Origin of the sequence: Luteibacter sp. SG786, assembly GCF_011759605.1 — a bacterium.
GTDB lineage: Bacteria > Pseudomonadota > Gammaproteobacteria > Xanthomonadales > Rhodanobacteraceae > Luteibacter.
The window spans coordinates 848,950-875,107 of sequence record NZ_JAAOYX010000002.1; the positions used below are offsets into that span (position 1 = coordinate 848,950).

The 26,158-nt window shown below is 65.9% G+C and carries 24 protein-coding genes; 11 read left to right on the forward strand and 13 right to left on the reverse strand.

Translation table 11 applies throughout. From position 1 onward, the window contains the following. Positions 1 to 3: 3 nt before the first annotated feature. Positions 4 to 1,557: a DHA2 family efflux MFS transporter permease subunit gene (locus tag FHS47_RS15590; RefSeq protein WP_167029902.1), complete on the reverse strand. Its 1,554-nt coding sequence runs from the start codon at positions 1,555 to 1,557 to the stop codon at positions 4 to 6. A gap of 149 nt (positions 1,558 to 1,706) precedes the next feature. On the opposite strand from FHS47_RS15590, the gene FHS47_RS15595 reads away from it, so the two are divergent. The 4 genes from FHS47_RS15595 to FHS47_RS19615 all read left to right on the forward strand — a co-directional run bounded on the left by FHS47_RS15595 (position 1,707) and on the right by FHS47_RS19615 (position 5,194). Next, positions 1,707 to 3,167: an alpha-L-fucosidase gene (locus FHS47_RS15595; protein ID WP_208382056.1), complete on the forward strand. Its 1,461-nt coding sequence runs from the start codon at positions 1,707 to 1,709 to the stop codon at positions 3,165 to 3,167. 76 nt (positions 3,168 to 3,243) lie between these two features. Next, the gene (locus tag FHS47_RS15600) at positions 3,244 to 3,510 is read left to right on the forward strand and encodes a DksA/TraR family C4-type zinc finger protein (RefSeq protein ID WP_167029904.1); all 267 of its coding nucleotides are present in this window, start codon (positions 3,244 to 3,246) and stop codon (positions 3,508 to 3,510) included. Between the two features lie 119 nt (positions 3,511 to 3,629). Continuing rightward, the gene (locus FHS47_RS19610) at positions 3,630 to 4,379 is read left to right on the forward strand and encodes a Tar ligand binding domain-containing protein (protein ID WP_208382057.1); all 750 of its coding nucleotides are present in this window, start codon (positions 3,630 to 3,632) and stop codon (positions 4,377 to 4,379) included. Next, complete coding sequence (locus tag FHS47_RS19615; RefSeq protein WP_343203532.1) at positions 4,352 to 5,194, forward strand: methyl-accepting chemotaxis protein; 843 nt, start codon at positions 4,352 to 4,354, stop codon at positions 5,192 to 5,194. Before FHS47_RS19610 ends, FHS47_RS19615 begins: the two co-directional genes overlap by 28 nt. Positions 5,195 to 5,209: 15 nt before the next feature. Here the strand turns inward: FHS47_RS19615 and FHS47_RS15610 are convergent, their stop codons facing one another. Together FHS47_RS15610 and FHS47_RS15615 are read right to left on the reverse strand one after the other, a co-directional pair. After that, positions 5,210 to 5,920, reverse strand: coding sequence for a DUF899 family protein (locus FHS47_RS15610; RefSeq protein ID WP_167029906.1), 711 nt, complete (start codon positions 5,918 to 5,920; stop codon positions 5,210 to 5,212). Positions 5,921 to 5,936: 16 nt separating this feature from the next. Then, on the reverse strand, positions 5,937 to 6,596 hold the full coding sequence (locus FHS47_RS15615; protein ID WP_167029908.1) for a glutathione S-transferase family protein: 660 nt from the start codon (positions 6,594 to 6,596) through the stop codon (positions 5,937 to 5,939). 95 nt (positions 6,597 to 6,691) lie between these two features. Here FHS47_RS15615 and FHS47_RS15620 point away from each other — a divergent pair, with 95 nt between their 5' ends. The 4 genes from FHS47_RS15620 to FHS47_RS15635 all read left to right on the forward strand — a co-directional run bounded on the left by FHS47_RS15620 (position 6,692) and on the right by FHS47_RS15635 (position 13,205). Beyond that, a complete protein-coding gene (locus tag FHS47_RS15620; RefSeq protein ID WP_208382059.1) occupies positions 6,692 to 7,909 on the forward strand; it encodes an NAD(P)/FAD-dependent oxidoreductase in 1,218 nt (405 codons plus the stop codon). An 87-nt stretch (positions 7,910 to 7,996) separates the two neighbouring features. Next, positions 7,997 to 9,034 (forward strand): L,D-transpeptidase, encoded by a 1,038-nt coding sequence (locus FHS47_RS15625; RefSeq protein WP_167029912.1) that lies wholly within the window; start codon positions 7,997 to 7,999, stop codon positions 9,032 to 9,034. 129 nt (positions 9,035 to 9,163) lie between these two features. Then, a complete protein-coding gene (locus FHS47_RS15630; RefSeq protein ID WP_208382060.1) occupies positions 9,164 to 11,389 on the forward strand; it encodes a toll/interleukin-1 receptor domain-containing protein in 2,226 nt (741 codons plus the stop codon). A gap of 130 nt (positions 11,390 to 11,519) precedes the next feature. Continuing rightward, positions 11,520 to 13,205 (forward strand): hypothetical protein, encoded by a 1,686-nt coding sequence (locus FHS47_RS15635; protein ID WP_167029914.1) that lies wholly within the window; start codon positions 11,520 to 11,522, stop codon positions 13,203 to 13,205. A gap of 8 nt (positions 13,206 to 13,213) precedes the next feature. Here the strand turns inward: FHS47_RS15635 and FHS47_RS15640 are convergent, their stop codons facing one another. After that, positions 13,214 to 13,978 (reverse strand): NAD(P)H-binding protein, encoded by a 765-nt coding sequence (locus FHS47_RS15640; RefSeq protein WP_167029916.1) that lies wholly within the window; start codon positions 13,976 to 13,978, stop codon positions 13,214 to 13,216. Between the two features lie 16 nt (positions 13,979 to 13,994). After that, positions 13,995 to 14,864, reverse strand: coding sequence for a hypothetical protein (locus FHS47_RS15645; RefSeq protein WP_167029918.1), 870 nt, complete (start codon positions 14,862 to 14,864; stop codon positions 13,995 to 13,997). 248 nt (positions 14,865 to 15,112) lie between these two features. Here FHS47_RS15645 and FHS47_RS15650 point away from each other — a divergent pair, with 248 nt between their 5' ends. Continuing rightward, positions 15,113 to 15,613: an OsmC family protein gene (locus FHS47_RS15650; RefSeq protein WP_167029920.1), complete on the forward strand. Its 501-nt coding sequence runs from the start codon at positions 15,113 to 15,115 to the stop codon at positions 15,611 to 15,613. A 21-nt stretch (positions 15,614 to 15,634) separates the two neighbouring features. Here the strand turns inward: FHS47_RS15650 and FHS47_RS15655 are convergent, their stop codons facing one another. From FHS47_RS15655 to FHS47_RS15685, 7 genes are all read right to left on the reverse strand, one after another. Further along, entirely contained in the window at positions 15,635 to 16,033 is a 399-nt protein-coding gene (locus FHS47_RS15655; protein ID WP_167029922.1) for a tautomerase family protein, read from the reverse strand. Positions 16,034 to 16,128: 95 nt separating this feature from the next. Then, on the reverse strand, positions 16,129 to 17,094 hold the full coding sequence (locus FHS47_RS15660) for a helix-turn-helix domain-containing protein (protein WP_167029923.1): 966 nt from the start codon (positions 17,092 to 17,094) through the stop codon (positions 16,129 to 16,131). A gap of 43 nt (positions 17,095 to 17,137) precedes the next feature. Beyond that, complete coding sequence (locus FHS47_RS15665; protein ID WP_167029925.1) at positions 17,138 to 17,542, reverse strand: MAPEG family protein; 405 nt, start codon at positions 17,540 to 17,542, stop codon at positions 17,138 to 17,140. Between the two features lie 105 nt (positions 17,543 to 17,647). Continuing rightward, positions 17,648 to 18,241: a thiol:disulfide interchange protein DsbG gene (dsbG, locus tag FHS47_RS15670; RefSeq protein ID WP_167029928.1), complete on the reverse strand. Its 594-nt coding sequence runs from the start codon at positions 18,239 to 18,241 to the stop codon at positions 17,648 to 17,650. A gap of 119 nt (positions 18,242 to 18,360) precedes the next feature. After that, positions 18,361 to 19,095 (reverse strand): alpha/beta hydrolase, encoded by a 735-nt coding sequence (locus FHS47_RS15675; RefSeq protein ID WP_167029931.1) that lies wholly within the window; start codon positions 19,093 to 19,095, stop codon positions 18,361 to 18,363. A gap of 158 nt (positions 19,096 to 19,253) precedes the next feature. Then, positions 19,254 to 19,544 (reverse strand): hypothetical protein, encoded by a 291-nt coding sequence (locus tag FHS47_RS15680; RefSeq protein ID WP_167029934.1) that lies wholly within the window; start codon positions 19,542 to 19,544, stop codon positions 19,254 to 19,256. 126 nt (positions 19,545 to 19,670) lie between these two features. After that, positions 19,671 to 21,875, reverse strand: a complete 2,205-nt coding sequence (locus tag FHS47_RS15685; RefSeq protein WP_208382061.1) for an alpha-N-acetylglucosaminidase — start codon at positions 21,873 to 21,875, stop codon at positions 19,671 to 19,673. 229 nt (positions 21,876 to 22,104) lie between these two features. Here FHS47_RS15685 and FHS47_RS15690 point away from each other — a divergent pair, with 229 nt between their 5' ends. Together FHS47_RS15690 and FHS47_RS15695 are read left to right on the forward strand one after the other, a co-directional pair. Then, positions 22,105 to 23,214, forward strand: a complete 1,110-nt coding sequence (locus tag FHS47_RS15690) for a glycosyltransferase family 9 protein (RefSeq protein ID WP_167029937.1) — start codon at positions 22,105 to 22,107, stop codon at positions 23,212 to 23,214. A gap of 98 nt (positions 23,215 to 23,312) precedes the next feature. Continuing rightward, complete coding sequence (locus tag FHS47_RS15695) at positions 23,313 to 24,893, forward strand: Gfo/Idh/MocA family oxidoreductase (RefSeq protein WP_167029940.1); 1,581 nt, start codon at positions 23,313 to 23,315, stop codon at positions 24,891 to 24,893. Here the strand turns inward: FHS47_RS15695 and FHS47_RS15700 are convergent. Beyond that, the gene (locus tag FHS47_RS15700) at positions 24,890 to 25,975 is read right to left on the reverse strand and encodes a LacI family DNA-binding transcriptional regulator (RefSeq protein ID WP_208382062.1); all 1,086 of its coding nucleotides are present in this window, start codon (positions 25,973 to 25,975) and stop codon (positions 24,890 to 24,892) included. The genes FHS47_RS15695 and FHS47_RS15700 overlap by 4 nt on opposite strands. Positions 25,976 to 26,158: the final 183 nt, after the last annotated feature.

Consider the following 26,158-nt stretch of genomic DNA (forward strand, 5'->3'; position numbering starts at 1 on the left):
CCCTCACCGCTTCGCGCCGCCGTCGCCACCGCGCAAGGCGAACGCGGTGACGATGGCCGACAGCGCGGCAAGAGCCGCCGACACGAGCATGACGGCGCGGAAGCCGGCCACGAAGGCGTCGTCGATCGCGCGGCGGGCCGTCACGTCGGCCACCTGGATGCCGGCCATCTTCGCTTTCTGCTCGATCATCTGCGCCGTCAGGTCGCCGGGCAGGTCGAGGGTGGCGAGGCGGGCATCGAGGGTGCTGTCGAACACGTGCGCGAGAATGGCGCCGAAGACGGCGATGGCAAGCAGGCCGGCGGTGCGCGCCACGGCGTTGTTCACGCCGGATGCCGTGCCGGCCAGCGAGGGCGACAACGCGTTCATGACGGTGGTGGTGAGCGGCGCCACCACAATGCTCATCCCGAACCCGAGCACGCAGCTCGCCGGGAAGAACGTGGTCCAGTAGCTGTCGCCGACGCCGGGCACCGCGTAAAGGACAAAGCCGGCCGCGGCGATCGACGGGCCCACGACCAGCGGCAGCCTGGCACCCACGCGGTCGACGAGCTGTCCTGTCCAGCGCGACAGCGAAAACATGATCACGATGAAAGGAAGCAACGAGGCGCCCGCGCCGGTCGCGCCATAACCCTGCACCTGGATGAAGTTGAGCGGGATGAAAAAGAGGCTGCCGCCGAGGGCCGCATAGAGCAGCAGCGTCAGCGCGTTCGCCGCGGCGAAGTCCCGATTGCGAAACAGCGACAAGGGCAGCATCGGTGCGGATGCGCCCCGCTCCACATGCAGGAACGCCGCCAGCGAAGCGATGCCGATTGCGGCAGCGGCGAGCACCGGTGCGGACGTCCAGCCCTTCGACGGCGCCTCGATAAGGGCGAACACGACGCCAGCCAGACCGGTCGTCGCCAGTAGCGCACCGGCAATGTCCAGTTTTCCGGCATGTGCGCCGTGGCTTTCGGGCACGCGCCAGAAGCACAGCGCGACCAGGGCAATACCCAGGGGCAGGTTGATGAGGAATGCCCAGTGCCAGGACACATGCTCGACAAGGTACCCGCCGATGACCGGCCCGGCCGCCGCCGTGATGCCGCTGAAGGCGGACCAGGTGCCTATCGCGGCGCCACGCCGCTCTTTCGGATAGGCGCTGCTGATGAGCGCAAGGCTGCCGGGCACGAGCAGCGCGGCACCGAAACCCTGGATCGCGCGCGCCCCGATGAGTGCGCCGATAGTGGGCGATGCCGCGCAGGCGAGCGAAGCCAGGGTGAACACCACCGTGCCGACGACGAACACGCGGCGACGACCGAAGCGGTCGCCGAGAACGCCACCCACGAGGATCAGCGCCGATAGCAGCAGCGCATACGCCTCCATGACCCACTGCGCGTCCGCGGTCGTCGCATCCAGCGCCTGCTGGATGGCCGGCAGCGCCACGTTGACGATGGTGCCGTCCACGAACGCCATGCCCGAGCCCACGATGGCTGCGATCAGCGTCCAGCGGCGCGCGGCCTCGCTGCACGCGACGGACTCGTCGTCGGCGATCGCATCGGGTAGGGAGGGAGTGGTCGTTTCCATGGAGGGAGCCTAACGCGTCGCGGGCCGGCATGCCTTGCACATGGCGGCCATGGCGTGATGGCGCACGGACGTGACATCCGATCCTGCGGATTGACAGCGCGTGCCATCGCGGGGACAGTCGAAGGTTGACGACTCGGGAGGGTGGGGCATTGAATCGACGTGATTTCGCGAAGACGCTGGCAGTGGCGGGTGCATTCGCTGGCGGCATGGGCAGCGCTCTGCGCGTTTCGGCCGCGGCACCGTCCGCCGTGAAGGCCAGACAGCACGTGGCCGTGGATCCGGCCCGGCTGCAATCCTTGCAGCAAGCGTTCCTCGACCTTCGCTTCGGCATGTTCATCCACTTGAACATGGCCACGTTCGAGGAGCGCGAATGGGGCGATCCGACCTTGTCGCCGAAGCTCTTCGATCCGAAACATCTCGATACCGATCAATGGGCACAGGCGGCGAAGTCCGCGAACATGGGCTATGCCTGCCTGACCACCAAGCATCATGACGGCTTCTGCCTCTGGCCCACGAAGACCGGAAGCGCGAATGTCATGCAGTCGTCGTTTCCGCACGACGTCGTGCGGCGTTACGTGGATTCGTTCCGCAAGGCAGGGCTCAAGGTCTGCCTTTACTTTTCCATTCTCGACCTGCGCCAGGACATCCGCGCGCGCACCGTCACGCCGGAGAAGATCGCGCTCATCAAGGCGCAGCTCACCGAGCTGCTCACGAACTACGGGCCGCTCACGGCCCTGATCCTGGACGGCTGGAATGCCTCGTGGTCGCGTATCTCCTATGCGGAGTTGCCGTACCGGGAAATCTACGACCTCGTGAAATCGTTGCAGCCGGACTGCCTGCTCACCGACCACAACGCGGGCAGCTATCCGGGCACGGCGCTCTACTACACCGACATCAAGCAGTACGAACAGCACGCCGGCCAGAAGATCCCGCCGGACAGCCCCGTGCCCTCGCAATCGGGCACCACGCTGCAAAGCGACTGGTTCTGGAAGAAGGCCTATCCGACATCGGAACTCGCGTCGGCGAAGACGATCGTCGAGGAATGGCTCGTGCCGTTCAACGAGAACCATTGCAACCTCATCCTCAACGTGGCGCCGAATCGGGACGGCCGCTTCGACGACAACGCGGTAGCGCGCCTCGCCGAGATCGGCAGGCTCTGGAAGAACACGGGGCCGGCACCGAAGATCGGTCGATCCGTCACGATCACCACACCCGATCTTGCCGCCGGCAGGCCCGCCTGGGCGAGCGCGAGCGACGAGGCGGTGGGCCCGGACCAGGCGTTCGACGACAATTTCCGCAGCTACTGGCTTGCCGACCGCGGCAAGGAAGACGCCTGGATCGAGGTGCGCTTCGACGAGCCCGTATCGTTCAACACGCTTTCCATCGTGGAGCCGCTGCACGCGGAAGGCTACGGCGACGCGAGCCGCATCGCCTCGTACAAGGTGGAAGTGGAGCGGGACGGTGCCTGGACCGAGCTTGTCGCCGGCACGACACCCGCGCCGTACCAGTTCCATGAAATCGCGCGTACCTCGGCCAGGCGCGTCCGCCTCAGCGTGAAAGGCAGGCAGCCCGGCATCACGGAATTCGGCATCTACGACGAGCCCCGCTGACCCGTTCACGCCTTTAAAACCATGGGCTTGCCACCATCTTTACCGTTCAGACGCCGAGCGCCGGGAGGTAAAGGCCATGGCAACCGGATGGGCGGGCGACACCGCCGTACAGGACCAGATCGACGCTACCGTGGAAGACGCGGTGAAGCGTGCGCGCAGCCGCATGGCGAAAGGGCCCAGCCTGGAGCGCTGCGAGGAGTGCGACAAGCCGATCCCCGAGGCACGGCGCAAAGCCGTGCCGGGCGTGCGTCTGTGCGTGGCCTGCCAGGAGCTGGCGGATCGCGAGGAAGCCAGCTTCAGCGGCTACAACCGACGGGGCAGCAAGGACAGCCAGTTGCGCTGACAGGGATGTCATCAATATGTAACCTATTGAAAATAAAAGAGTAATCTTGTGATTTGGGCCTAAAGTTGCCCAGTTTGCGGCCGACAGCGGGAGCATCCCCAGTCCCCTCGAGCCCATCCATGCGTTTCCCCCGAGTTCCCCTCCGCACGCTGACGCTCCGCGCCCGGCTGACGCTTCGCCTTGCCGGCACGGTTCTGCTGCTGCTCGCCCTGTGGATCGTGGGCGGGCTCCAGCTCCGGGCAGCCGATGCGCGCCTGCAATCGGTCGTCGGCGACACACTCTCGCCCGTGGCCGCGCTCGGCCACATCCAGAACGACTACAACGACCTGCTCGACGCACTGGTCCACGCCACTCTGACCCGGTTGCCGTCCGCAGCCGACGATGCCGTGACGTCGATCCAGGCCGATCGCAAATCCATCGAGCGCCAGTGGACGGCCCTGGAGGCCAGCGGCCTCGGCAGGGAGCAGGGCAAACTGGTGGCGCTCGCGGCGGCGCACCGGAAGGACGCGGACAAGGCCGTCGATGCCGTCATCGAGCTCCTGAAGGCCGAGCAGTACGACCTCGCGCAACTCCAGCTATCCAACGACGTGCAAGCGGCCGTCGTGCCGCTGAAGAGCGACTTCTCGAACCTCTTCGGTCTCGCCGTGGACGGCGGCAAAGCCGTGGCGGAGGCGCAGCACGCGGACATCGAGCGGGGAGAAATCTATTCGTCCGTCCTCCTCGGTATCGCGCTGCTGCTTGCGAGCGCCATCGATATCGCGATCATCCGGTCGTTGGGCCGCCGCCTGCGTCAGCCGCGGACGTCGCGGCGGCCATCGCCGGCGGCCGCCTCGGGTCCCGTATCGATGTTGGCCGCGAGGATGAGATAGGCCGTCTGCTCGCGTCGCTCGCGGAGATGGACGCGCAGCTCGGCAACGTCGTGGTCCAGGTGCGCGACCGCGCGGACCACGTGGCCGAAGCTGCCGCGGGTCTGGCGCGCGGCAACGATGCGCTCAGCGAGCGCACGCGCTTGCAGGCCGCCCACGTGGAGCGCACCACGTTGTCCATGCGCGATATGGCCGACGCCGTCGCCGGTGGCCTCGACCGGGCGGCCGCCGCGAACGGCGCCGTGCGCGAAGCGCGTGCGATGACGGACGAAGGCCGACGCGTGGCCACCGATGCGATCGGCAACATGCGCGCGATCCAGGAAACGAGCCAGCGCACGACCGAGATGCTCGACCTCGTCGATCAGGTGGCGTTCCAGACGAATCTGCTGGCGCTCAACGCTGCCGTCGAGGCGGCGCGCGCCGGGGAGCACGGTCGCGGCTTCGCCGTGGTGGCGCATGAAGTGCGCGAACTGGCGCAGCGTTGCGGCACCGCCGCGCGCGACATCCGCGGGCTGATCGGCGCGAGCGACGAGGCCGTGCAGGCGGGTGTGGCCTCGGTCAACCGCGCGGGCGAAGTGCTCACCGGCATCGGCGAACGCGTGGGTGTGCTGGCGACGACAGTCGCGTCGCTCGCTGACGCCACGAGCAGCCAGACCGACGGCATCGCGCGCGTCGATGACGCCATCCGCGGCATCGACGACGCCGCGCGCGAAAATGCCGCCCTCGTCGAACATGCCGCGGCCGCCAGCCGTGCCATGCGCGAGAGCGCCGGCATCCTGCGCCGGGAGGTGGCCTACTTCACCCTCGCCGATCAATGAGTCGGGCGGGGACGCTCAGCCCTTCGGGTAGTCGAGGCTCGGATACCAGTCGGGCGAGCGTCCCTGCGGAAGGCAGTCGATGACCGTCCACAGGGGCATCAGGTCGGGCGCGCCGCGGGGATCCTGGCCCGGGTCCATGGTGTTGCCGTCCATCTCGCCGGACCAGAAGTGCCGGATCGTGCCGTCGCGCCGCGTGAACACGTTGAAGGCGGGCTCGTCCCCGCCGTTCTCGCCGATGGCGAAGTAATCGCGGCTGAAGTTGCCGTTCGCATCCGAGTACAGCTTCAGGTGTCGCCAGCCGCGTTCTCTCGCGAACGCGACCATGCGTTCGATGGGCGAGCGGGAGATCACCGCCAGCGCCGTGTTCTGCTCGATGTCGCGGGCCTCGCCATCCCACGCGCTCAGCAACGAGGTGCACATGGGACAGGGGCGGTCGCGCTGCGGTCCGAACATCCAGCTGTAGGTGACCAGGCTGGGCTGGTCGCCGAACAGGCCGGCGAAATCCACGGGGCCGTCGACACCGACGAAGCGATAGTCGCCGCGCACTTCGCCGCCGGGCGGAAGGGCTCGGCGCATCGCGGCCACGCGCTCGATGTGGCGGCGAAGCTCGATTTCTTCCGCTAGAAGGGCGGTACGGGCCTCGCGGTATGCGGTGCTCTCGTTCGGCATGCGAAGCGTGCTGCGGGCCGCCAGTTCGGCGGCTGGTACAAGGGAAGGGCTCGTCATGGCATGTCTCCTGCGGTCAGTCGCGATCGGGGGCGCCGAGGGGGAAGAACGAACGGTAGGGGCGGGCTTCGTCGACGGCGCGTGCGAACGAAGGCCAGGCAAGCAGTCGCCGGCGGTACGCGTGCAGGTGGCGGAAGCGCGCGTCGATCGCATGCGTCCAGTCGGCATAGAACAGAAAGGGCGCGGCGCCGCAGTCGGCCAGGGTGAAGCGGTCCAGCGCTGCCCATTCGCGGTCCTCCATGTGCCTGTCGAGCCAGGCATAGGCGAGCTCCAGCATTTCCCGCGCTTCGCCTACGCCATGCGGATCGCGCAGGCCTTCGGGACGTATCGCGTTGAACACGATCTTCTGCTGAGGCGTGGAGATGTAGTTGTCGAAGAAGCGATCCATGCCGCGGACTTCCAGGGCTTCCTTCGGGTCCCGCGGGAGCATCGGCGTGGGGCCCGGGTGGTAGAGGTCCAGGTATTCGACGATACAGGTGGCCTCGGTGATGGTCCGCTTTCCGTCGACCAGCACCGGGAACCGTTTCAGCGGCCAAAGCTCGGCGAACTCCGCGTAAATCTCGGGATGCTCCGGCGAAAGCATTTTCCACTCGAACGGCGTGCCGTTTTCGTAGAGCGCGATCAGCGCCTTCTGGCAGTAGGACGAGAAGGGATGGGCATAGAGTTTCAGGGGCATCGCTGTCACCGGTTCGTGGAGGGCCTGACCATGCGTCGAACGAGTACTCCGGAAATCGACACGCTATGATCGGGCGTCATCCGGGGGAAAGGCGAATGAAGGTCGCGATCGTGGGCTACGGAACGGCCGGGCAGGCCACGGCCATCCTTCTGTCCGAGCAGGGTCACGACGTCACCGTCTTCGAACGAAGCCCCACCCTGGGGCCGGTTGGCGCAGGCTTCCTGCTCCAGCCGACGGGGCTCGGCGTGCTCGCTCGCATGGGGCTCGCCGGCCGCGCGGCGGCCATCGGCCAGCGCATCGACGAATTGCACGGCACCACGTTGCGCGGCCGGCGGGTGATGGCGATGCGCTACGCCGACCGGCGGCCCGGATGCCATGGCGTCGGCATGACGCGGGGTGCGTTGTTCGAGATGCTCCGCACTGCTCACGCTGGCGCCGCGCAGGTGCGGACAGGCACGAAGATCGTCGATTACGACGACCGCACGCATACCCTCACCGACGCCCAAGGCGAGAGCCATGGACCGTTCGACCTCGTGGTGGCGGCCGACGGTGCCCATTCGGCGTTGCGCGCCGCCTGCGGCACGCAGGTGCGGCGCGAACGCCTCTACCCCTGGGGCGCGGTCTGGTGCCTCCTGCGCATCGACGACTGGCCGTCGCCCACGCACCTGCTGCAACGCTATGCCGGCACGCGCTCGATGATCGGCATGCTTCCGGTCGGCACCCGTCCTGGTCATGACGGGCGCTGGGTGACCTTCTACTACAGCCTTCCGGGCGAGACGGTGAGCCGCTTCGACGATGCGGGCGTGGCGGCCCTGAAGATGCAGGTCGCGACAATCTGGCCGGAACTCGAAGCACACGTGGCGCATCTGGACCGTGCGGAGGCACTGCACAAGGCGCGATATCGCGACGTCGTGCTTGCGCGTCCGCGGCATGGACGCATGGTGGTGGTCGGGGATGCGGCGCACGCCATGAGCCCCCAGCTCGGCCAGGGCGTGAACATGGCCCTGCTCGACGCCATGGCCCTATCGGATGCGCTGGTCGCGCGGCAGAACCTGGACGAAGCCCTGGACACCTATGTTCGCGTGCGCCATCGTCATGTACGCATGTATCAGCGCATGAGCCGATGGCTGACGCCGTTGTTCCAGTCCGATCACGCGGCGCTCGGCTGGTGCCGCGACTTGCTGTTCGATCCCGTGGCACGCCTGCCCGGTGCCCGCCGTCCCATGTCCAGCATTCTTACCGGAGAGCTGCTTCTGCCGTCCGATGCAGTCGCCGGCCGGGAACGTGCCGATGTGGATGCCGTCATTCCGTAGGAATATCGACCAAACGACGGCTATCGTGTCCTGGCGCAAGCGAACATCCGGCCGCTAACCTCTCTGCATCGGCGAAAAGGAGCGCTCATGAAACGCCTGTGCATCGGCATCGCATTATCCGTATCCATGGCGCTGGCCATGCCGGCCGCCGCGAGCATGCCCGTCTGGGGCGCGAAGGTCTCCAGCCCTGCGGACACTCCACCGGCAAACCTCAAACCGGGCGAATGGATTTGGGGTGGGCGTCCGGTCGGCGCGGGCCCGATGGCGGTGATCGTCAGCCTCACTGAGCAGCGCGCCTATGCGTACCGCAACGGCATCCTCATCGGCGTCACCACGGTGAGTACCGGAAAGAAAGGGTACGCCACGCCCACGGGCGTCTTCACGATCCTGCAGAAGGACAAGGACCACCACTCTAAGAAGTACGACAACGCGCCGATGCCGTACCAACAGCGGCTGACCTGGGACGGCGTGGCGTTGCATGCGGGGGGCCTGCCCGGTTATCCGGAATCGCATGGCTGCGTGCACATGCCCACCGAGTTCGCCCGTCTGCTGTTCGACGCCACCAACATGGGCATGACCGTCGTCGTGGCGGAGCAGGGCACCGCGCCGGTCACCGTCGTGCATCCGAGTGCGGTGATCCCCATCGACCCGCGCAACGGGTCGGACCTCGACCTGGCACCCCTGGCCTCGGGCGAGCTGTATCGATGGACGCCCGAGGCGTCACCGACCGGCCCCATTTCCATGGTGCTGAGCGTTGCCGATGGCACGGTCTTCGTTTTCCGCAACGGGATCGAGATCGGTCGCAGCAAGGTCCAGGTGACCGATCCTCTCACTGGCACGCATGCCTTCATCGTGGCAGCGGGCTTCATGCCGGATTCGCCGAACCGCGCGGGCCTGCGCATGCCGAACTGGATCACCATCGGCATCCCCGGTCATGGCGACGAAGCGGGCAAGGTGGTGGACGAAGCGCTGGTCGATCGCGTCGCCGTGCCGCGGGAGTTCATGGAGAAGGTGCTGCCGTTGCTGTCGCCCGGCTCCGTGCTGCTGGCCACCGACGAGAGCATCCAGCCTTCGACGACGGGCCCGAAAGTGCAGGTGATCGACTCGGATCCACCCGGGGTGTAGCAGCGGCCTACGCACCACGGGTGCCGAAGAATTTGTGCGTGAAGGGCTCGTGAAAATGAGACACAAGTCACGCTTTCGGTGCTAGCGTTGGTTACGGCAGGAAAACCGCGTGCGTAGGGAGTGTTCCACGTGGCCGCCCAGATGTCCGCGGTGCCGGCGTTCCGGTACCGCGCTTTCCTCAGCTACAGCCACCGGGACGAGTCCTGGGCGCGATGGTTGCACCGGGCGCTGGAACGTTACGTGGTGCCGCGACGGCTCGTCGGGCAGGTGACGGCCGTCGGACCGGTACCGCGACGGCTTTGCCCCATCTTCCGAGACACCGACGAACTCGCCAGCGCGGCCGACCTCGGCGCGAAGGTGAACGAAGCGCTTTCCGGCTCCGAGAGCCTGCTCGTCGTCTGTTCGCCCAGCGCCGCGACATCGCGCTGGGTGAACGAAGAGGTGGCAGCTTTCAAACGACTGGGGCGCGAAGACCGCATCTTTTGCCTGATCGTGGCGGGCGAGCCGAACGCGAGCCTCGTCCCGGCGCATGAAGCGGACGAGTGCTTTGCGCCCGCCTTGCGCCGGCGCTGGCGTGCGGACGGCTCCTTGCGCGACGACATGCTGGAACCCGTTGCCGCCGACGTGCGGCCGGGAAAGGACACACGGGCCGAGGCGAAGTGCCGGCTCGTCGCCGGCTTGCTCGGGCTGGACCTGGATGCGTTGAAACGACGCGATTACCAGCGTCGCGCGCACAGGGCCATGCTCCTGACATCCGCGTCGATCGGCATTGCCGTCATGACCGGAGCACTGGCGGTGGCGGCCATCGTGGCGCGCAACACCGCGGAGCGGAGGCAGAAGGAAGCCGAGGACCTGGTGGCCTTCATGCTCGGAGACCTCAACGACAAACTGTCCGAGGTGTCTCGGCTGGACATCCTGGAAGCGGTGGACGACAAGGCCATGGCGTACTTCCAGGCGCAATCCGGGGAAGATCTCGGCGCACGCGCATTGAGCCAGCGGGCGACCGCATTGCAGAAGATCGGCAGCGTTCGCCTGGACCAGGGAGAGCTGGCCGCGGCGATGACCTCGTACCAGGCGGCGCTCGCGATCGCATCGACGTTGGATCTCGCCGGCACCGACACGGCGTACCGACTCGCGCACGCGGAAGCCCTGACCTTCGTGGGACTGGTGTACTGGCGGCAAGGAAAGCTGGACGCCGCGCAAGGCACCTTCGCGTCGGCGAAAGATATCCTTCAGCGGGCGTCCGCAAGCGCCCCGGACGATCTGAATATCGCCTTTCAACTTGCCCTCGTCGACAACAACATCGGCTACGTGCTGGAGGCGCGCGGACAACTGGACGAAGCGGCCGTCCAGTACAGGCGCATGCTTGTCGCGATGCAGCGCCTCGTGGCGGCGCAACCCGGGAACGCGGAGTGGAGCGAATACCTTGGCTCCGCCCAGAACAATCTCGGCAAGCTTGCGCTGTTGCGTGGCGACCTTGCCGAGGCGTTGCGGAAGTACGCGGAAGACGAACGCATCCAGATGCGGCTTGCCGCCGAAGCTCCGAAAGATGCGAGTCGCCAGGGCCGACTGCTGACGGCACACGCGATCCTTGGACGGACCCAGGCCCTGGCGGGCGATCCGGAGTCCGGCATGGAACGCCTGCAGCGCGCGGTGGACATCGCGTCGTCGCTGGTGGCCATGGATGCCAGCAACGCGGAGGCCCGGGAACAGGTCGCGCTGTACGGCACGCAGCTCGCGCGTCTGCGCCGGCTGCACGGCGATCTGCTCGCAGCGGGTAACCTGATCGCGAAGGCGGAAGCGATCTTCGCCAGCCTCACCGCGCAGGACGGGGAAAATGCGACGTGGCGCCGCGAATACGCCGAAACGCTGCTCGAGCATGCCGCGCAGTTGCATGCCATGGACGATAAGGCGGGAGCGCGCCGTCAGGCGGACGCAGGGTTGCGCATGCTTGCTTCCCTCCTGGAAAAGGCCCCGGGCGACCGTTCCCTCCTGCTCGCCAAGGCCGCGGGACTGCTCGTGCAGGCCGACGCGGCTGCAGACAGTGGCAGCGCGCGAAGCCTGCGGGAACAGGCGCTGCGCACGGTGGCAGAAGCCGGCGTGGGGAGCGATCCACGGCTGCTCGCCCTGAAGGTCCAGGCGCTGCTGGATCTTCAACGGAAAACGGACGCGGCACCCTCCATAGCGCACCTGTGGGCCGACGGCTACCGCGACGCCGCTCTCCTGGCTGCGCTGCAGCGGCAGGGTATCGATTACCCGCCCAACGATGCCTCCCACCCGCCATCCACGGCCACCGACGGAGAGGTGGCGGCAGGACAGCAAGGACTCCTCCACCCAGCGGGAGAACCACCGTGACAAACGCCCCCAGCGACAAGAAACCCGAGAAGCCGGCCGTACCCTCCACCGCCAAACCATCCGATCAGGGCAAGACCCTGCCGACGACGGACCTGACCAAGAAAGGCGCCATAAAACCGAGCTGATGCCCATGATCTCGTCCGTCGTCCCACTCGTCGTCGGCGTTACGAGCCATCGGGATATCTCTCCCTCGCAACGCGAGGGCATAAGCCTTCGTGTCCGCGAATTCTTCGACGACCTGAGCCAGCGGTTTCGCGGACTGCCGATCGTTCTCCTGTCGTCGCTGGCGGAGGGTGGCGACCAGCTTGTGGCGCGGGAAGCCCTGGCCTGTGGAGTTCGCCTGATGGCGCCGCTGCCGTTGCCGCCCGACCTCTACATGGACGACTTCGACAACGACGACGTTCGGCGGTCGTTCGAAACCCTCCGCGACCAGGCCGAGGTGATACTGCTGCCGCGCCTCATGGGCAAGCCACGCCATGTCATCGCCACGCCGGGAATCGAGCGCGACAGGCAGTACGCCACCGCGGGCGTCTATATCGCCAGCCATTGCCACGTGCTCCTGGCGCTGTGGGACGGCAACGACGTCGGAGGGTTTGGAGGAACCGCGCAGATCGTGGCCTATCACCTTTCCGGCAGCCTGCCGGGCCTTCCGCACAAGCGCCACGTGCTTGGCGACGGCACGGAAAGCCTGCTGTACCACATCGTGTGTTCGCGCGGCCAAGGAGAACCGGCCCCAGGGTTGAAACCGCTCGAGGCCGGATGGCGGACGGGCGCGGATCCGGCGATGCACGCGGACATGCCCGGCGACTTCGACCTGATGTTCGCGCGCATGACCGAATTCAACAGGGAGTGCGCACGCCATGCCGCACGCATCGCAGCCGACCCCCCATCGTTGCACGGGACGCCGTGCGCGGCGACCGTACTGATCGAACGGTTCTTTCATGCCGCGGACTGGCTCGCCGTGCACTTCCGCCAGCGCGTGCTCCTCGCCCTACGCGTCACGTATACCGCGGCAGCGCTCATGGGTATCGCATTCACTTTCTATGCCCACGTTCCCACACACGATTCGCTGATCTACCTCTTCCTTTTGTTGTTCGCGACGGGCGGGGCAGTGGCTCTCCTCGCGCGTCATCGTGGTTGGCATCGCAAATACCTGGACTATCGCGCGCTCGCCGAGGGCTTGCGGGTCCAGTCATGCTGGCGCCGCGCCGGGGTCGCAGCGGATGCCGACCACGAATTCGCCCACGATAATTTCCTGCAGAAGCAGAACATCGAACTGGGATGGATCCGTAACGTGATGCGTGCGGCCAGCCTGTACCCATCGTCGACACCCGAGGAACCCGGCGACGACGCTCTTCACGAGGTCATCGAGGAATGGGTGGGGCAATCGGGTAGATCGGGTCAGCTCGAGTACTACGAACGGAAGGCCTCCGAACGTACAAGGCTGCATCACATCACCGCCACCATAGGGCTCGTCAGCCTGTGGGGTGGCGTAGCGATCAGCGTGTTCCTGGCGGCGTTCGCGACACGGCTCGACGTGGATACCAAGGTGACCCTGGTCACCACCATGGCGGTGCTCTCCATCATGGCCGCAGTGCGCGAAGCCTACGCCTATCGGAAGGCGGATCGCGAACTTATCCGCCAGTACCGTTTCATGCAGCGCATCTTTGCCAGCGCTCGCGTCGCGCTCGACCGCACGGCAGATCCCGCCAGGCAGCGTGCGATCCTTCACGCGTTGGGCGACGCAGCGTTGACCGAGCATGCGGAATGGACACTTCTGCAGCGCGAGCGGGAAGTCGAGCACAGCAAGCTGTGATACGGACCTTACCAGCCGACGCGCGAGAACTCCGACCTTTCCAGCCACTTCTGGAAGCCGACGCCGCCTTGCAGGGATCCGTCCCCTGGCACCAGGCTGTCCTCATCGAGCACCGCGCCGAAATAGGGTGCGCGACCGTCGGTCTGCACGTCACAGGGCGCTTCCAGATCGACGACGAAACGCTGGATCAGTTCGGACATCCTTTCCCTCTCCGGACCGGCGATCTCGATGGACCCGTTCAGGGGTTGGCCCACCGCGAGCGCCGCCATCAATGCGGCCACGTCGTCCGATGCCACGGGCTGGATGTACGCAGGCGATAGCCGCACCACCTGATCGCGCACGGCGTTCTCGATGATGGCAACGAGGAACTCGTAGAACTGCGTCGCATGGACAATGGTGAACGGAATGCCGGATGCCCGGATCACGCGGTCCTGCAGCGCCTTGCCGCGAAGGTAATGGCTGTCTTCCAGCCGCTCGGTGCCCACGATGGACAGTGTCACGTGGTGCCGTACGCCCGCCGCGAGTTCGGCTTCCAGCAGGTTGCCGATGGCGGTACGGAAGAAATGGAACGCCGACTCGTCGTCGAAGGTCGGCGCGTTGGTGACGTCGATCACCACCTCCGCGCCCACCATGCACTCGGCAAGCCCCTGGCCGCTGATCACGTCCACGCCCGTTGCGCGGGAGACGGCCGACACGTGGTGGCCTTCGTTGCGAAGCCGCTCGACAATGTTCCGCCCGACGAGGCCCCTGCCGCCGACGACTACGATGTTCATGGTTCCTACCTCGTGTTCATGTCCCGCCGGTAAGCCACTGGGCGACATTCCGCACGTAGCGTTTCGTGGAGCGGAGTGCTTCGGGGAACTGCCTCAGTCCGTCCCCGGGTGCTTCCGAGACGAATGAAGGACAGCCCGTGGACGGGTCCCAGTTGTAATCGGCGAAGTGGTGGAATGTAGATTGCGCGATGGCACGACCGCCGCTCTCGGACTGCTCGAACGCCACCGCGATGTTGAAGTCCCTGTGCGTGCTGAGGCTGCGCCCTTTCAGGATGACGCGACTGGTCGGATCGTCGGCCGGCGCGCCGACGGCACCCTCGTGCGGATGCGACGGAAGAAAAGCAATGACGCCGCTGGCGGAATCCGGATCGCGCAAGACAGCATGCACCTCTCCGACGACTTCCACCTTCTGGTAATCGCCGTTGGCGCCCGAGTGGTAATTGGGCCAGGAGATGTCGGTGGTGATCTTGTCGTCGATGCAATGCCGGCTCGGGTCCGGGTCGAGGTTGCGGGAATGGAAATGGTGTGCGGCGCCCACACCGGCGAGGTTGCAGATGGAACTGCCCAGATCCATGTGGTCGCGGGTGACGAGCATGCCGCCGCCGTTTCGGCGAAAGCGGCTGATGCCCGCGCAATCCTCGCTGGTGAGGCCGTTGCCCGTGTCGACAGCGAACAGCCACAGCTGCCGGTAGTCGGACTCGTCGAGCCGTGACAACACCGCATCGTCATGTTCGACCGGTCCGCGGTTGCGCGCGGTGACGCGAAAGGCCGGCTCACCATGTTCGTCGCGAATGCCTTCCAGGAATGCCTTGAGAAGGTGGAAGCGACCGATGTGCCAATCGTCGCTGTCGCCTTCGATCGTGGTCTGCAAAAGGATGTTCTGCATCGGTATCGCCCTCGCCTGTCTGCTTTCCGCCATATAAGCAGATCCTGATCTCACAGGCTTGTACGAACCGGGAGGCCCGGCGCTGCTTCGCTCGAAGGTTAGGCGTGGGCGCGCCCGGCCGGAAGCCGCCGCCGAGGCTCACCATGTTGCCCCCGGGACAACAATTCCGACGGCAGGCCGTGGAGCAGAGCCCTGTGTCGCGATGCGCGGACGCGCTAATCTCCGCAAGCAACCCAAGGAGCATTGTCATGACGTCCAATCCGGTGATCGTCGAAGAAACGGGCGAAGGTCTTTTCCAGGTCAGGGCGCACGGGCAAGGCCCATCGCTCGTGATCGACGAGCCGCTCGACCTGGGCGGCATGGCATCGGGACCGACGCCTTACGACCTGCTCAGCTCGGCACTCGGCGCGTGCACGGTCATGACGATCCGCATGTACGCCAGGCGAAAAGGTCTTCCGCTCGACCGCGTGCAGGCGTCGGTGACGCACCGGCGCGACGAGACCACCGCTCGCGACATCTTCGAACGCAACGTGTTCATCGAGGGGGACATCACGCCGGCTCAGCGCGACCGGCTGCTGGCCATCGCGGAAGCGTGTCCGATCAGCAAGACGCTGCACGCTGGCGCGGAGATCGTCACGCGAGTGGCGCCGCAGCCCGTGCCGGTCGTCGACGACCGGCCTTGCGACCGCACACACCCGAAGGCCATGGACGAGTCCTGCCGGCAGGTGGATCCCACCGCCGTGGCCTGAGGCAGCCGGCAGGCGGCGAGCTCATTCGTCGCGGGGGACAGGCGCCGCTCCCGACACGCCCGACGCGAACGACCAGTCCTCGAATTCGGAGTTCGCGATGATCACCATCACATCTTCGGGCCGTATGCCGGGCGATTTGGCCAGGCGTTCGACCAGGCCCTGGAAGAAGCGCTCCTTCACCGCCGGCGTGCGTTGCTTGCCGGTGGTGATATGAAACAGCACGAAATCGTCGGAACGCGGCCCGCCACGATAGGTGCGGTCGAAAACGAACTCGCCCGGCTGGAGCTGATCGAACGCCATGAAACGGTCGGCTTCAGGCACGCCGAAGCATTCGACGAGCGCGCGGTCGAGGCTGTCGGAGATGGCGGCAAGGTAAGCGGGCGGCTTTCCCGCCAGTAGCGATACGCGGGTGAACGGCATGACGGTTCCCAGTGGTGGAATGGCGCGCCAACTATCGCGCGCGGCCGCCGCCGGGACAATTAAATTATTGCCGACACCTCATTTCGCGCACCGCTTCATCGGGAATCCGCGCGAAGCTCCCTCACTCCGCGGCCGAGCCGTTTCCGCAGAAGCGACCGTAACGTGGCTCCATCTTCGTAGCCCACTTCGGCCGCGATGGCATCGACGTCCATACCGCTGCAGTGGATCAATGAGCGCGCGCGCTCCACACGAAGGTCCTGGAAGTACGCCAACGGCGATTTACCCAACACCGTCTCGCACTTCCGTTGCAAGGTACGCGAACTCGTGGCGAGGGCGGCGGACGCTTCGCGCAACGAGAATCCTCGCTTGAGGTTCCCACGGGCCCATTGTTCGAAGCGGAGTATGAGCGGGTCGGCCATCGCCAGGTGGTGGGGAATGATGTAAGGAGCCTGGAGAGAGCGGGCATCGGCGAGCAGGTAGCGCGATACCAGCATCGCAAGCTCATGGCTCGCCTGGCGAATCAACCAGAGCGCGAGATCCAGGTGACCCATTGCCGCACCGGCCGTGACGCCAATGTCCGTCGGCACCAGCATGCGTGACTCGTCCAGTGCAACGTTCGGATAGCGTTGCCGGAAAAGCGGCGCGAGCGACCACGTGGTCGTGGCCTGCCGATGATCGAGCAACCCCGTTTCTGCGACCAGGAAGGTGCCGATGCACGATGCGGCTATCGGCACGCCATTCGCATACCAGCGCAGCAGTTGCCCCCGGGCTTCGGCGACGTCCGGACGGGCGAGTGCGGGGATCAATTGTTCGGGCGTCGTGGCATTGGGCGCGGGTAACACCACCCAGTCGGGTTTCAGGTCGGGATCGATCGCTTCGACCGGGATGATGAAACCCTGGCCCGAGCGCACGGTGTCCCGCACACCGACGATCGACACGTCGAAATGGACGGCGCCTGACAGCGCGCGCGAAGCGATATGGTTCGCTGCGTCGAGCGCGTCCAGGATGACGGACAGCCCCGTGTCGAACAGACCCTCGAGTGCGAGTACCAGGATGCGCATGCCGTCTAGGCCGGAAGTTGTCTTTCGGAACGATACAGCAGGATCAGAATCCAAGCACTGCGCCGGCGATCGTGAGTGTCGCGACGAAGCCCACCATGAAAGCGAGCGTACGCACGACGGGAATGCCAGCCGTGTAAACGAGGTAATGCGCGATCCTCGCCCAGAGGTAAACCTGAGCAGCCAGGATCGTCTTGGGCGTGCTTACACCGGCGAGCGCCGCGACGATGACCAGCGGCGCGAACACCGCGAGGTTCTCCACGGCGTTGGCGTGCGCTCTGCGCGCCCGCTCCGCCCACGCGGGGTCGGGCGCGAATGAGGGGTCGGGGTTGGCCAAGGTCTTCATCGGCCCGCGCGTGACAATGCGCGCTGCGATGTAGGGAATCCACATCAACACCGTCACCACGCAGACGACGGCGAGGATATGGAGTTCCGGGGTAGGTCTCGTCATGGGTGGCCTCGTCGCGGCTGGGAATGCTCTGCCGGAGTCTGCCCCCTGCCCGCACCGACCGGTATGGCGACAAATGCCAACTTTGTGGTCATTTACGCCATGGCGCTATCGGGGTCCGAAAAGCGCTTCAAGTTTTCCGTCCCGTGGCAAGCCGTTCGCCTTCACAGGCTTTCCATCCGCATCGGCGATCACGATGCCGGGCGTGCCGCGGAACCCCAGCGACTGCATCAATGCTTGGTTCCTTTCGAGCTGCTCCTGGATGCGGGGGGGGATCGTCTCCACAGGATCGATGCCTCCCTGGGAGAACGTCGTCTCGTTCCTTGTCAGCGCGGCCGAAGGATCGGACGCACCCAGAATGGCCGCTGCCTTGTTCGGGCTGTCCTCGCGGATCACTCCGACAAGCAGGGTGCGGATCTGCACCTTGCCCGATTCCACCCAGGGACGAGCCGCTTGCCAGAAGTCGTGGCAATAGGGGCAGTTGGGATCCGTGAAGGCATAGATGATGCGCGGAGCATCCGGCTTTCCGTCGAGTACCCATGTCGCTTCGGAAAGGGTCTTCATAGCTCCGTCGACCGCTGCGTGGCCCCGCATGGCTTGGGTGTCCACGGGTCGGCCCTCTTCGGCGGCGAAAGTGGCGGTGGTCATGGCCATGGCGCCAAGCGCAGCGAAGGCCAGCGTGCGATACCGGGGATGGGTCATGATCGTTCCTTTGCGGGTAGGTCCCGGCAGAAGACCGGCGAACCGCAGGATCGCTTTCACGATGTGGGCCGTGCGACACGCCTATGCGAGGTCGGCATCGGTCGCGCCCGGGTGTCTGCTTAAGACGCATGGGCCACGGTCGCCGCGGCCTCTTCAATCAACTCGACGACTTCGTAGGGGTGCGACTGGTGCACTGCGTGGCTGGCCCCCGCAACTTCCACCACGGTGCTGCGTGCGCGACGGCCGTACATGCGCTCGAGGTCGGGGCTCAGGATCTGGTCCGCACCTGCCACCATGTACCAGCTCGGCTTGTCCTTCCACGCCGGATGTGTGGCCGGCACGTCGAATGCGCCGAGCGCTGTGGGTACCTGTGCGTGCGCCTGGAAATGTGCCGTGGCGGGATCGAGGTCCGCGGCGTAATCCTCGACATACGCCAGCGGCTCGAAATACAGGAATCCATCCGGCGTCGCCCGCACATCGGTTCCCGCGTGGCTCCGGGGGTCCACGAATCTCCTGTCGTTGCCGAGGGGCGTCTCGCCCTCATCGAGGGCATGCGCGGCGATATAGACAAGCGCCCGCACTTTCGGATCGTTTCCGACCCGCGTGATGAGGGCCCCGCCGTAGCAGTGGCCGACGAGGACCACGGGGTCTGGCTGCATCGCAAGAACACGTGCCACGGCCGCGACGTCCGCTTCGAACGACGTCAGCGGCTGTTGCGTTACCACCACGGAATAGCCCTTTTCGGTCAGGCGGTCGTGGACGGGCCGCCAGCCGCTGCCGTTCGTCCAGGCGCCGTGCACGAGGACAATGGTGGTTTTGCGCGTGGATGGGGAGCTTGCAGGGATACCGGTCATGCCACTGGCCAACGTCGTTCGTCGAAGACGAACTTTGGCAGAACACGATCCGACAAATTGAAGTCATGGGCTAGCCGCGTCACGGGAACCATGGGCGTGAGCGTGGCGCAACAATCGCACCGTTGGCCGCGCACGGTGCGCGGCCAACGGTGCCATGCTTACTTGCCTTCCGGAACGAGGTTGGCGAGCTTGCCCTTCTTGTTGAATTCGCAGGTGAAGTTCTTCTTGCCGTCGATGCCCGCGTCGGCCGTGCCCGAAATAGAGTAACCCGAGTCGGCGGCCTTGATCGGCTGAAGCTGGATGTAGTCGTTCTTGACGTCGAACTTTTTCGACGCCTCGTCCAGGCAGCGCGTGGTCAGTTTGCCGGGATCCGGACGATCCGAGGCAAAGGCCTGGGAGGCGACAACGAGGCCGAGCGAAGCGGCCAGGAAGAGGGAAGTACGGCGCATGGATCTATCTCCTTACGAGACGCGAGACAGGGTGTATTGCGAGCGAGAGTTTGCCCGCCGCTTCCTTGCGGCAGGATGAATTGACTCTCGTACGGTGTGCCCGCGTCTCACGCGGAGGAAGATTCTTTAGTGGGTGGCAGATGGCTCGGCGGGAACCTTCGTCAGGTCCGCGAGAACCTGTGTGGCCAGTGCGTGAATATCTCCGGTGGGTTCCGTCGGATAGGTCTTCTCCTCGTGTGCCCACGCTTCTCCGAACGCGTACCAGTCGATTTTCTCCACCTTGTTGCCCGAGCGCAGCGCCGTCTTCAACGAGTCGAAGTAACGCTGCCAGCGCGCGTAGTAATAGTCGCCGACGAGACCCTGCCATTCGCGGCGGGCGTAATCGGCCACGTCTGGACGGCCCCAGATGGTGATGAGCGAGCGTGCGTCGTAGTTGATCGCGGACCATTCGGCGGGGCTGGTCGCATAGGCCTTCGCACGGGCGAGCCACGGTCCCAGCATGAAATGCCGGTTCGTGCCGAGTACGGCATCCAGCTGCTTCATCGAGCGGAGCCATTCGCCCGTGAGCCGATCGAAGCGGGCCACATCGCGCGCTTCGAATGCCGCATTGATCTCCGGCAGCATGACGCGGCTGCGTACCGCCAGTGCCTGTCGCGTGAGGTCGGTGAGGTCATGACGATATGCCGTGCTCTGCCGGAGTGCCGGTGCGACCTGCACCAGCTCCGCGAGGGCACGTTCGATTTCCACCGGATCGTAGTCCAGCGGCAGAGTGTGCGCATAAAGGCTAGGGGTAAGCTCGAAGAATCCCGTCTGGTACTTGCTGTCCCACGTCGCCGGCAGGTTGTAGGCCGAGCGTTGCAGGATGTGCCACGCCGCGACGGCGTGCGGATCCGGTGCGGCACCGCCGTATCGGCGCCATGCCCATTGCCGGAACCACTCGTCGATATCCACAGGTTCCGTACGCCATGCGAGTTCGGTGAAGAATGCGGTCGCCGCCGGGTTGTTGTCGCTGGCCTCCGGCATCAGGGCCACGCCATTCATCCTGCTGCCGGCTTTCTTCTTCCATTGCCAGAAACGCTCGTTCCACACGGAGAGGTTGGCGCCGATGTTCGTGTGTCCGCCGAAGTTCCAGATCGTGCCGAACGTATAGGGTGTGCCCGCCCATTCGGCTTCCCTGTCCGTGTCGGCCGGAACGGCTTCGGATTCGCCGTCCACGACCAGCGCATGGGCTTTGTCCAGGCCTTTCACGATCGGCGGCAGCGGATTGGTTTCCCATCCCAGGAGCACCCAGATGGCGCCCGGATGGGCACGATCGAGTGCCGACTGGATGCCGCGGGTGGCTGCAACGAGATCGATGCTGCCGTGGTCGGCACCTTCGATGCCCTCGTGCAGCGGATCCATCTTGTACATGTTGCTGTCGCCGAACATGGCCGTCTGGACGCGGTAGAACTCGGCGGCGACCTTGGCGAACACCGGGTCGGTGGGGTCGAGCCAGTCCGGCCGCTTGTAGCCGTCCCACTCGCCGGTGGGAACGACGTGCGCGCCAGCGTTGCGCTTCGCGAAGTCCGGCGGCACCGTGCCGTAGAACCCCGGAAAGACAGGAACCATGCCCAGCTGCCGCAGCCGGTCCGCCATCTTCCGTGCGAGATCCGCACGCCGGTCGACGATGCCCTGCGCAATGGGCGTCGGCGAGCAGCACAGGTTCTGCAGCAACCACCACGGCTGGTGCGCTGCCTGTGGGATCCACGCGAGCATTTCGTCGCGGCTGTAGCCGAAGCGCTGGAAGGTGGCCTCGTAAACTTTCTCCTGGCCCTGGTAGACGAGCACCTGATTGATGCCGCGCAGCGCCAGCACGTCGATCTTGTGCTGCCAGTAATCCCAGTCGGCGTAGGGCTCCGTGTAGCCCTCGTCGACATCGTTCAGCGCGAACCGGTTGGCACCGTTCGCCTCGTGCGCGATGGGCGACGCGGGCAACGGCAGTGCTCGCGGGAGGTCCAGTTGATCGCCGGCCAGCGAGATGTTCGTGTGCGCCACGTACTCCAGGTACCAGCCGAAGCCAGCGAGGAGCGTGGCGGGGCTGGTGCCCTCGATCACCAGATGGCCTTCTTCTCCCAGGATGCGGAAGCGATCGGCTTGTCCCCTGGCCACCGCGCGCAGACGAACCTGGTCGGCATGGGCCTTTCCGACGAGGCGCTCGAGCGCGGCGCGCGCAGGTGCCACATCGAATGCCTTATCGACGGTGGCTGGCGGCGTGCCGGCAAGCGCTTGGGGCAGCGCCACGCAGCAGGCGAGTCCGAAGCCCAGCATGGCCCGGATGAGAACGCGACGCATGCCGTGCATGCGTGCGGATGGTGTATCTCGATGCATCTGGCGTGACCCCTTTTAATGAGCGCGTCTGTCCGGCAACGGGCCGGACGCATTAAGCGCATGGACGAACATCGTCTTAACGGCTAAACGTAACTGCATCGGCCGCTGAACGGAAATCCTGGCGTCACATTTCCCACAGGTGTACGTAAGCTGGCTCTGGCACCGTGCTCACACCTTTCTGCCGGTGCACGTCATGCGTAGTGCGTCTTTGCCTTCCCCATCGGCGGCCGAACCGGGCCGTAAACCCTTGCACGGCAGCCTGGCGACATGGCGCCGGCGAATCGCCGCATGGATGGCTGGCCATCTGGTTCCGCCACCGGCGAACCTCGTCGGCCCCGGTGGCCTCGCTTCGGAGCGCATCCAGCGCATCCTCGTGTGCCGCCCCAACCATAGGCTGGGCAACACCGTGCTGCTCACGGCGCTGCTGGTCGAGATCGAGCGACGGTTCCCCGGTGCGGAAGTAGACCTGCTTTCGGCCGGCCCGGCCGCGGCAACCCTGTTCCGCGGCTTCGACATCGTCGGCGACTGCACGACGCTCGATCGCCGCGCGGTGCGCCGCCCCCTGGCGACGTTTCGCGCGCTCCGAAAACTGCGCGCCCGCCGATACGATCTGGTGATCGATGCCGCGGCCGGGTCCTCCTCCGGGCGCGTGGCTGGTGCGTTGGCGAATGCGCGGCTGCAACTTCGCACCGACGACATGCCGACCCACGGACAGGCGCGGCACCTGGCCGCCCGGCCGGTCCAGGCCTTGCGCTGGGCGCTCGGCATTGCAGCGGAAGCAGATATTCCGCGGCTGGATATTCGCCTGACGGAGCACGAGCGGCGCGCCGGACAGGATGCGCTGGCGCGTGTGCTGCGAGGGGTGAACGAGGGGCACCTGCCCGTCATCGCCATCTTTCCCAACGCCACGGGATCGAAGCTGCTTGACACGAACTGGTGGCACGACTTCACCATGGAACTCGTTGCCCTCCACGGCGAAGCATGCGTGATCGAACTCGTCTCCGCCGACGGCATGTCGCGGCTCGGCGGCGGTTATCCCACCTACTACACCAGCGATCCGCGCAAGCTGGCGGCCTTCATCGAAGCCGCGGGTACCTACATCAGTGCGGATTGCGGCGTCATGCATCTGGCGGCGGGAACGCGGGCAACGACCGTGGGTCTGTTCGGCCCCACCGATCCCGTGCGTTATGGTCCGTACGGCGGCGATAACGCCGCCATCGTCTGCGAAGACGGGTGTCCGCGACTCGCGGCGCGCCGGGTTGCCACGCACCTCGTACGTGTGAGCACGCACGCTCACATTTGAATCTGTCTGCAATCTGCGCTAAGAACTCGGGCTTCCTTAGGGGATCCGGGGCTTCGTCCCGACCGCTTCCTGATAGCCAGACGGAGATCGCAGCGCATATGTCGGACAAATCGAAGATCGAGAATGGGAACCCGGATCCCGCTTCCGGGACGACGACCGCAGACGGGGAAGCGGGCGTCAAGCTCTCCCGACGGAACTTCATCGCGGGCACGGCGCTCGCCGCGACGGGCCTGATGATCGTGCCCCGCCACGTGCTCGGCGGCACGGGCTTCACCGCTCCCAGCGACCGCCTGAACATCGCGGGCATCGGTGTCGGCGGCATGGGCGGGCAGAACATGCTCGCGCTGGCGGGCGAGAACATCGTCGCCCTTTGCGACGTGGACTGGGGCTACACGGATCGATCCTTCCAGAAGATGTTCGCCGGCCTGGGTGAGACGCAGGCCCGTCTCGAGCGTGCGCAGACGCCCGCGGAGCGGAAGAAACTGCAGGAAAAGATCGAGCTGACGAAGCTGCTTTCCCGCAAGTACGGCTCGATCAAGCGTCACACCGACTTTCGCCGGATGCTCGAGCAGCAGAAGGACATCGACGCGGTGGTGATCGCCACGCCGGATCACCTGCATGCCACCATCGCCAGCACGGCGATGAGCCTCGGCAAGCACGTCTACGTGCAGAAACCCCTCACGTGGTCGATCCACGAAGCCCGCGAACTCGCCAGGAAGGCCAAGGAAAATCCCCGTGTCGTCACGCAGATGGGCAATCAGGGGCACTCCACGGACGACGCGCGGCTGATCAACGAGTACATCGCGGCAGGCGCCATCGGCGAAGTGCGCGAAGTGCACGCCTGGACCAACCGCCCGCTGGCTTACTGGCCGCAGGGCATTCCGCGCCCGCGGCCCGTGCAGCAGCCGGATGCCACGAGCTGGGACATGGACGCGGTGATGGCCCGCCTCGCCAATGCCATGGCCGGCAACTATCCGAAACCGCAGGGTCTGGAGTGGGATCTCTTCCTCGGCCCCGGTCCGGTGATCGAATACCACCCGCTCTACCATCCGTTCAACTGGCGCGGGTGGGTGGATTGGGGCGTGGGCGCCATCGGCGACATGGGTGCGCACCTCATCGATTCGCCGTTCTGGTCGCTCAACCTGGGCCTTCCGACGTCCGTGGAGACGGTCTCGACGCCGTTCAACAACGAGTCGTACCCCATGGCGACGATGACCTACTTCGACTTCCCCGCGCGTGGCAGCATGCCCCCGGTGAGGCTCACCTGGTACGACGGCGCGTTGCTGCCGCCCGGGTTGGAGGCGATGGGCGCCGGACAGATGAAGGACGGCGGTGTCCTCTACGTCGGCACGAAGGGCAAGCTGATCCACGAGACGTACGGGGACAACCCCCGCCTGCTGCCGCAATCGCTGCACGACTCGGTGGGCACGCCGCCGCAGAAGTTCGCGCGCATCAAGACCTCGCACGAGATGAACTGGGTGGATGCCTGCAAGGGGAAGACCGAGGCATCGTCTCCGTTCTCCTATGCCGCGCAGCTGACCGAGATCATGCTGCTGGGCGTGGTGGCGCTGCGCGCGGGCCACAGGATCGAGTACGACGCGCAGAACATGCGCATCACCAACCTGGCGGACGCCAACCAGTTCCTGCGTCGCGACTATCGCGCGGGGTGGACGCTCTAGCGCGCGCCCGGGCCCCGTCCGCGGGGCCCGGTCGATCCGCGTACCACCAGCTCGGCGGACAGCACCCGCTTGCGCGGCGGTACGTCCGGATCGTTGAGTATCTCGATCAGCATTGTCATCGCTTCGCGTCCCAACGCCGTCTTCGGCTGCGAGACGGTGGTCAATGCGGGCGAGGTGTAGCGGGAAAAGCGGATGTCGTCGAAACCGACGACCGACACGTCTTCGGGGATGCGCAGCCCCCGGGACAGCAGGGCGCGCATCGCGCCGATGGCCATTTCATCGTTGGAGCAGAACACCGCGCTGAACGACTGGCCTTGCGAAAGCAGCAGCTCGACCGCGCGCTCGCCGGCTTCGATGGAAAAGTCGCCCACGGCGACGAGGGCCGGGTTGGCGGGGATGTTCGCCCGCTGCAACGCGAGCCGGTAGCCCTGCTCGCGGTCGACGCAGATCGGGCTTGTGGCGGGGCCAGCCACGAAGGCGATGTCGCGGTGCCCCAGGGTCACGAGGTAATCGACGGCAGCGGTGGCTGCCGCGACGTTGTCCACGTAAACGCTCGAGATGGCGCTGTCCTTCACGTATTCGCACGCGTTGACGACAGGCAGCCTGCCTTCCACGGGAATCGGCGGCACACGATGGAACATGGTGATGATGCCGTCCGCCTGGCGGGCCGCGACCATGTCGGCATAGGACTGTTCGCGCACGAGGCTGCTCTGCGTTTCGCCCAGCAGCACGGAATACCCGTTCTCGTAGGCGACCTGCTCGATGCCGCGGATCACCTCCGAGAAGAAGGGATTGGCGATGTCGGGCAGCAGGGCCACCACCAGGCGCGTCCGGGCGGTGCGCAGGTTGCGCGCCATGGCATTCGGCGTGTAGCCCAGACGCTTGACGACCTCATGGATGCGCCGGCGCGTTTCCTCGCTTACGACCTCGGGGCGTTGCAGTGCGCGCGAAACGGTTGCCACCGAAACATTTGCGATGGCGGCGATTTCCTTGACCGTGCGCACGCGTACGGGCTGCGGCGCAACATCGGTGCGCGTGTCGTCGCCGCCCTGTCCCTTTCGCCTTGATCCCTGTGCGCTCACCCGTTTCCACCCTTTGCCTGACTGAAGACGCGCCGGACGAAGTGGCCGACGACGTCGCGAATATGTTGCACTGCAATGTAATGGATTACATAAAACCGTTGCAGGCTTCTTCACCCATCTGCTACATCTTGGCATGTTCGGGGCAGCCTGCCAGCAGGCACCCGGGGGAACTTACGAATCCAC

Bases quoted from the DNA above. Each gene is read 5' to 3' on its own strand.
- FHS47_RS15590 (WP_167029902.1), bottom strand. From the start codon at position 1,557: ATGGAAACGACCACTCCCTCCCTACCCGATGCGATCGCCGACGACGAG.
- FHS47_RS15600 (WP_167029904.1), top strand. From the start codon at position 3,244: ATGGCAACCGGATGGGCGGGCGACACCGCCGTACAGGACCAGATCGAC.
- FHS47_RS19610 (WP_208382057.1), top strand. From the start codon at position 3,630: ATGCGTTTCCCCCGAGTTCCCCTCCGCACGCTGACGCTCCGCGCCCGG.
- FHS47_RS15610 (WP_167029906.1), bottom strand. From the start codon at position 5,920: ATGACGAGCCCTTCCCTTGTACCAGCCGCCGAACTGGCGGCCCGCAGC.
- FHS47_RS15615 (WP_167029908.1), bottom strand. From the start codon at position 6,596: ATGCCCCTGAAACTCTATGCCCATCCCTTCTCGTCCTACTGCCAGAAG.
- FHS47_RS15620 (WP_208382059.1), top strand. From the start codon at position 6,692: ATGAAGGTCGCGATCGTGGGCTACGGAACGGCCGGGCAGGCCACGGCC.
- FHS47_RS15625 (WP_167029912.1), top strand. From the start codon at position 7,997: ATGAAACGCCTGTGCATCGGCATCGCATTATCCGTATCCATGGCGCTG.
- FHS47_RS15635 (WP_167029914.1), top strand. From the start codon at position 11,520: ATGATCTCGTCCGTCGTCCCACTCGTCGTCGGCGTTACGAGCCATCGG.
- FHS47_RS15640 (WP_167029916.1), bottom strand. From the start codon at position 13,978: ATGAACATCGTAGTCGTCGGCGGCAGGGGCCTCGTCGGGCGGAACATT.
- FHS47_RS15645 (WP_167029918.1), bottom strand. From the start codon at position 14,864: ATGCAGAACATCCTTTTGCAGACCACGATCGAAGGCGACAGCGACGAT.
- FHS47_RS15650 (WP_167029920.1), top strand. From the start codon at position 15,113: ATGACGTCCAATCCGGTGATCGTCGAAGAAACGGGCGAAGGTCTTTTC.
- FHS47_RS15655 (WP_167029922.1), bottom strand. From the start codon at position 16,033: ATGCCGTTCACCCGCGTATCGCTACTGGCGGGAAAGCCGCCCGCTTAC.
- FHS47_RS15660 (WP_167029923.1), bottom strand. From the start codon at position 17,094: ATGCGCATCCTGGTACTCGCACTCGAGGGTCTGTTCGACACGGGGCTG.
- FHS47_RS15665 (WP_167029925.1), bottom strand. From the start codon at position 17,542: ATGACGAGACCTACCCCGGAACTCCATATCCTCGCCGTCGTCTGCGTG.
- dsbG (WP_167029928.1), bottom strand. From the start codon at position 18,241: ATGACCCATCCCCGGTATCGCACGCTGGCCTTCGCTGCGCTTGGCGCC.
- FHS47_RS15675 (WP_167029931.1), bottom strand. From the start codon at position 19,095: ATGACCGGTATCCCTGCAAGCTCCCCATCCACGCGCAAAACCACCATT.
- FHS47_RS15680 (WP_167029934.1), bottom strand. From the start codon at position 19,544: ATGCGCCGTACTTCCCTCTTCCTGGCCGCTTCGCTCGGCCTCGTTGTC.
- FHS47_RS15685 (WP_208382061.1), bottom strand. From the start codon at position 21,875: ATGCGTCGCGTTCTCATCCGGGCCATGCTGGGCTTCGGACTCGCCTGC.
- FHS47_RS15690 (WP_167029937.1), top strand. From the start codon at position 22,105: ATGCGTAGTGCGTCTTTGCCTTCCCCATCGGCGGCCGAACCGGGCCGT.
- FHS47_RS15695 (WP_167029940.1), top strand. From the start codon at position 23,313: ATGTCGGACAAATCGAAGATCGAGAATGGGAACCCGGATCCCGCTTCC.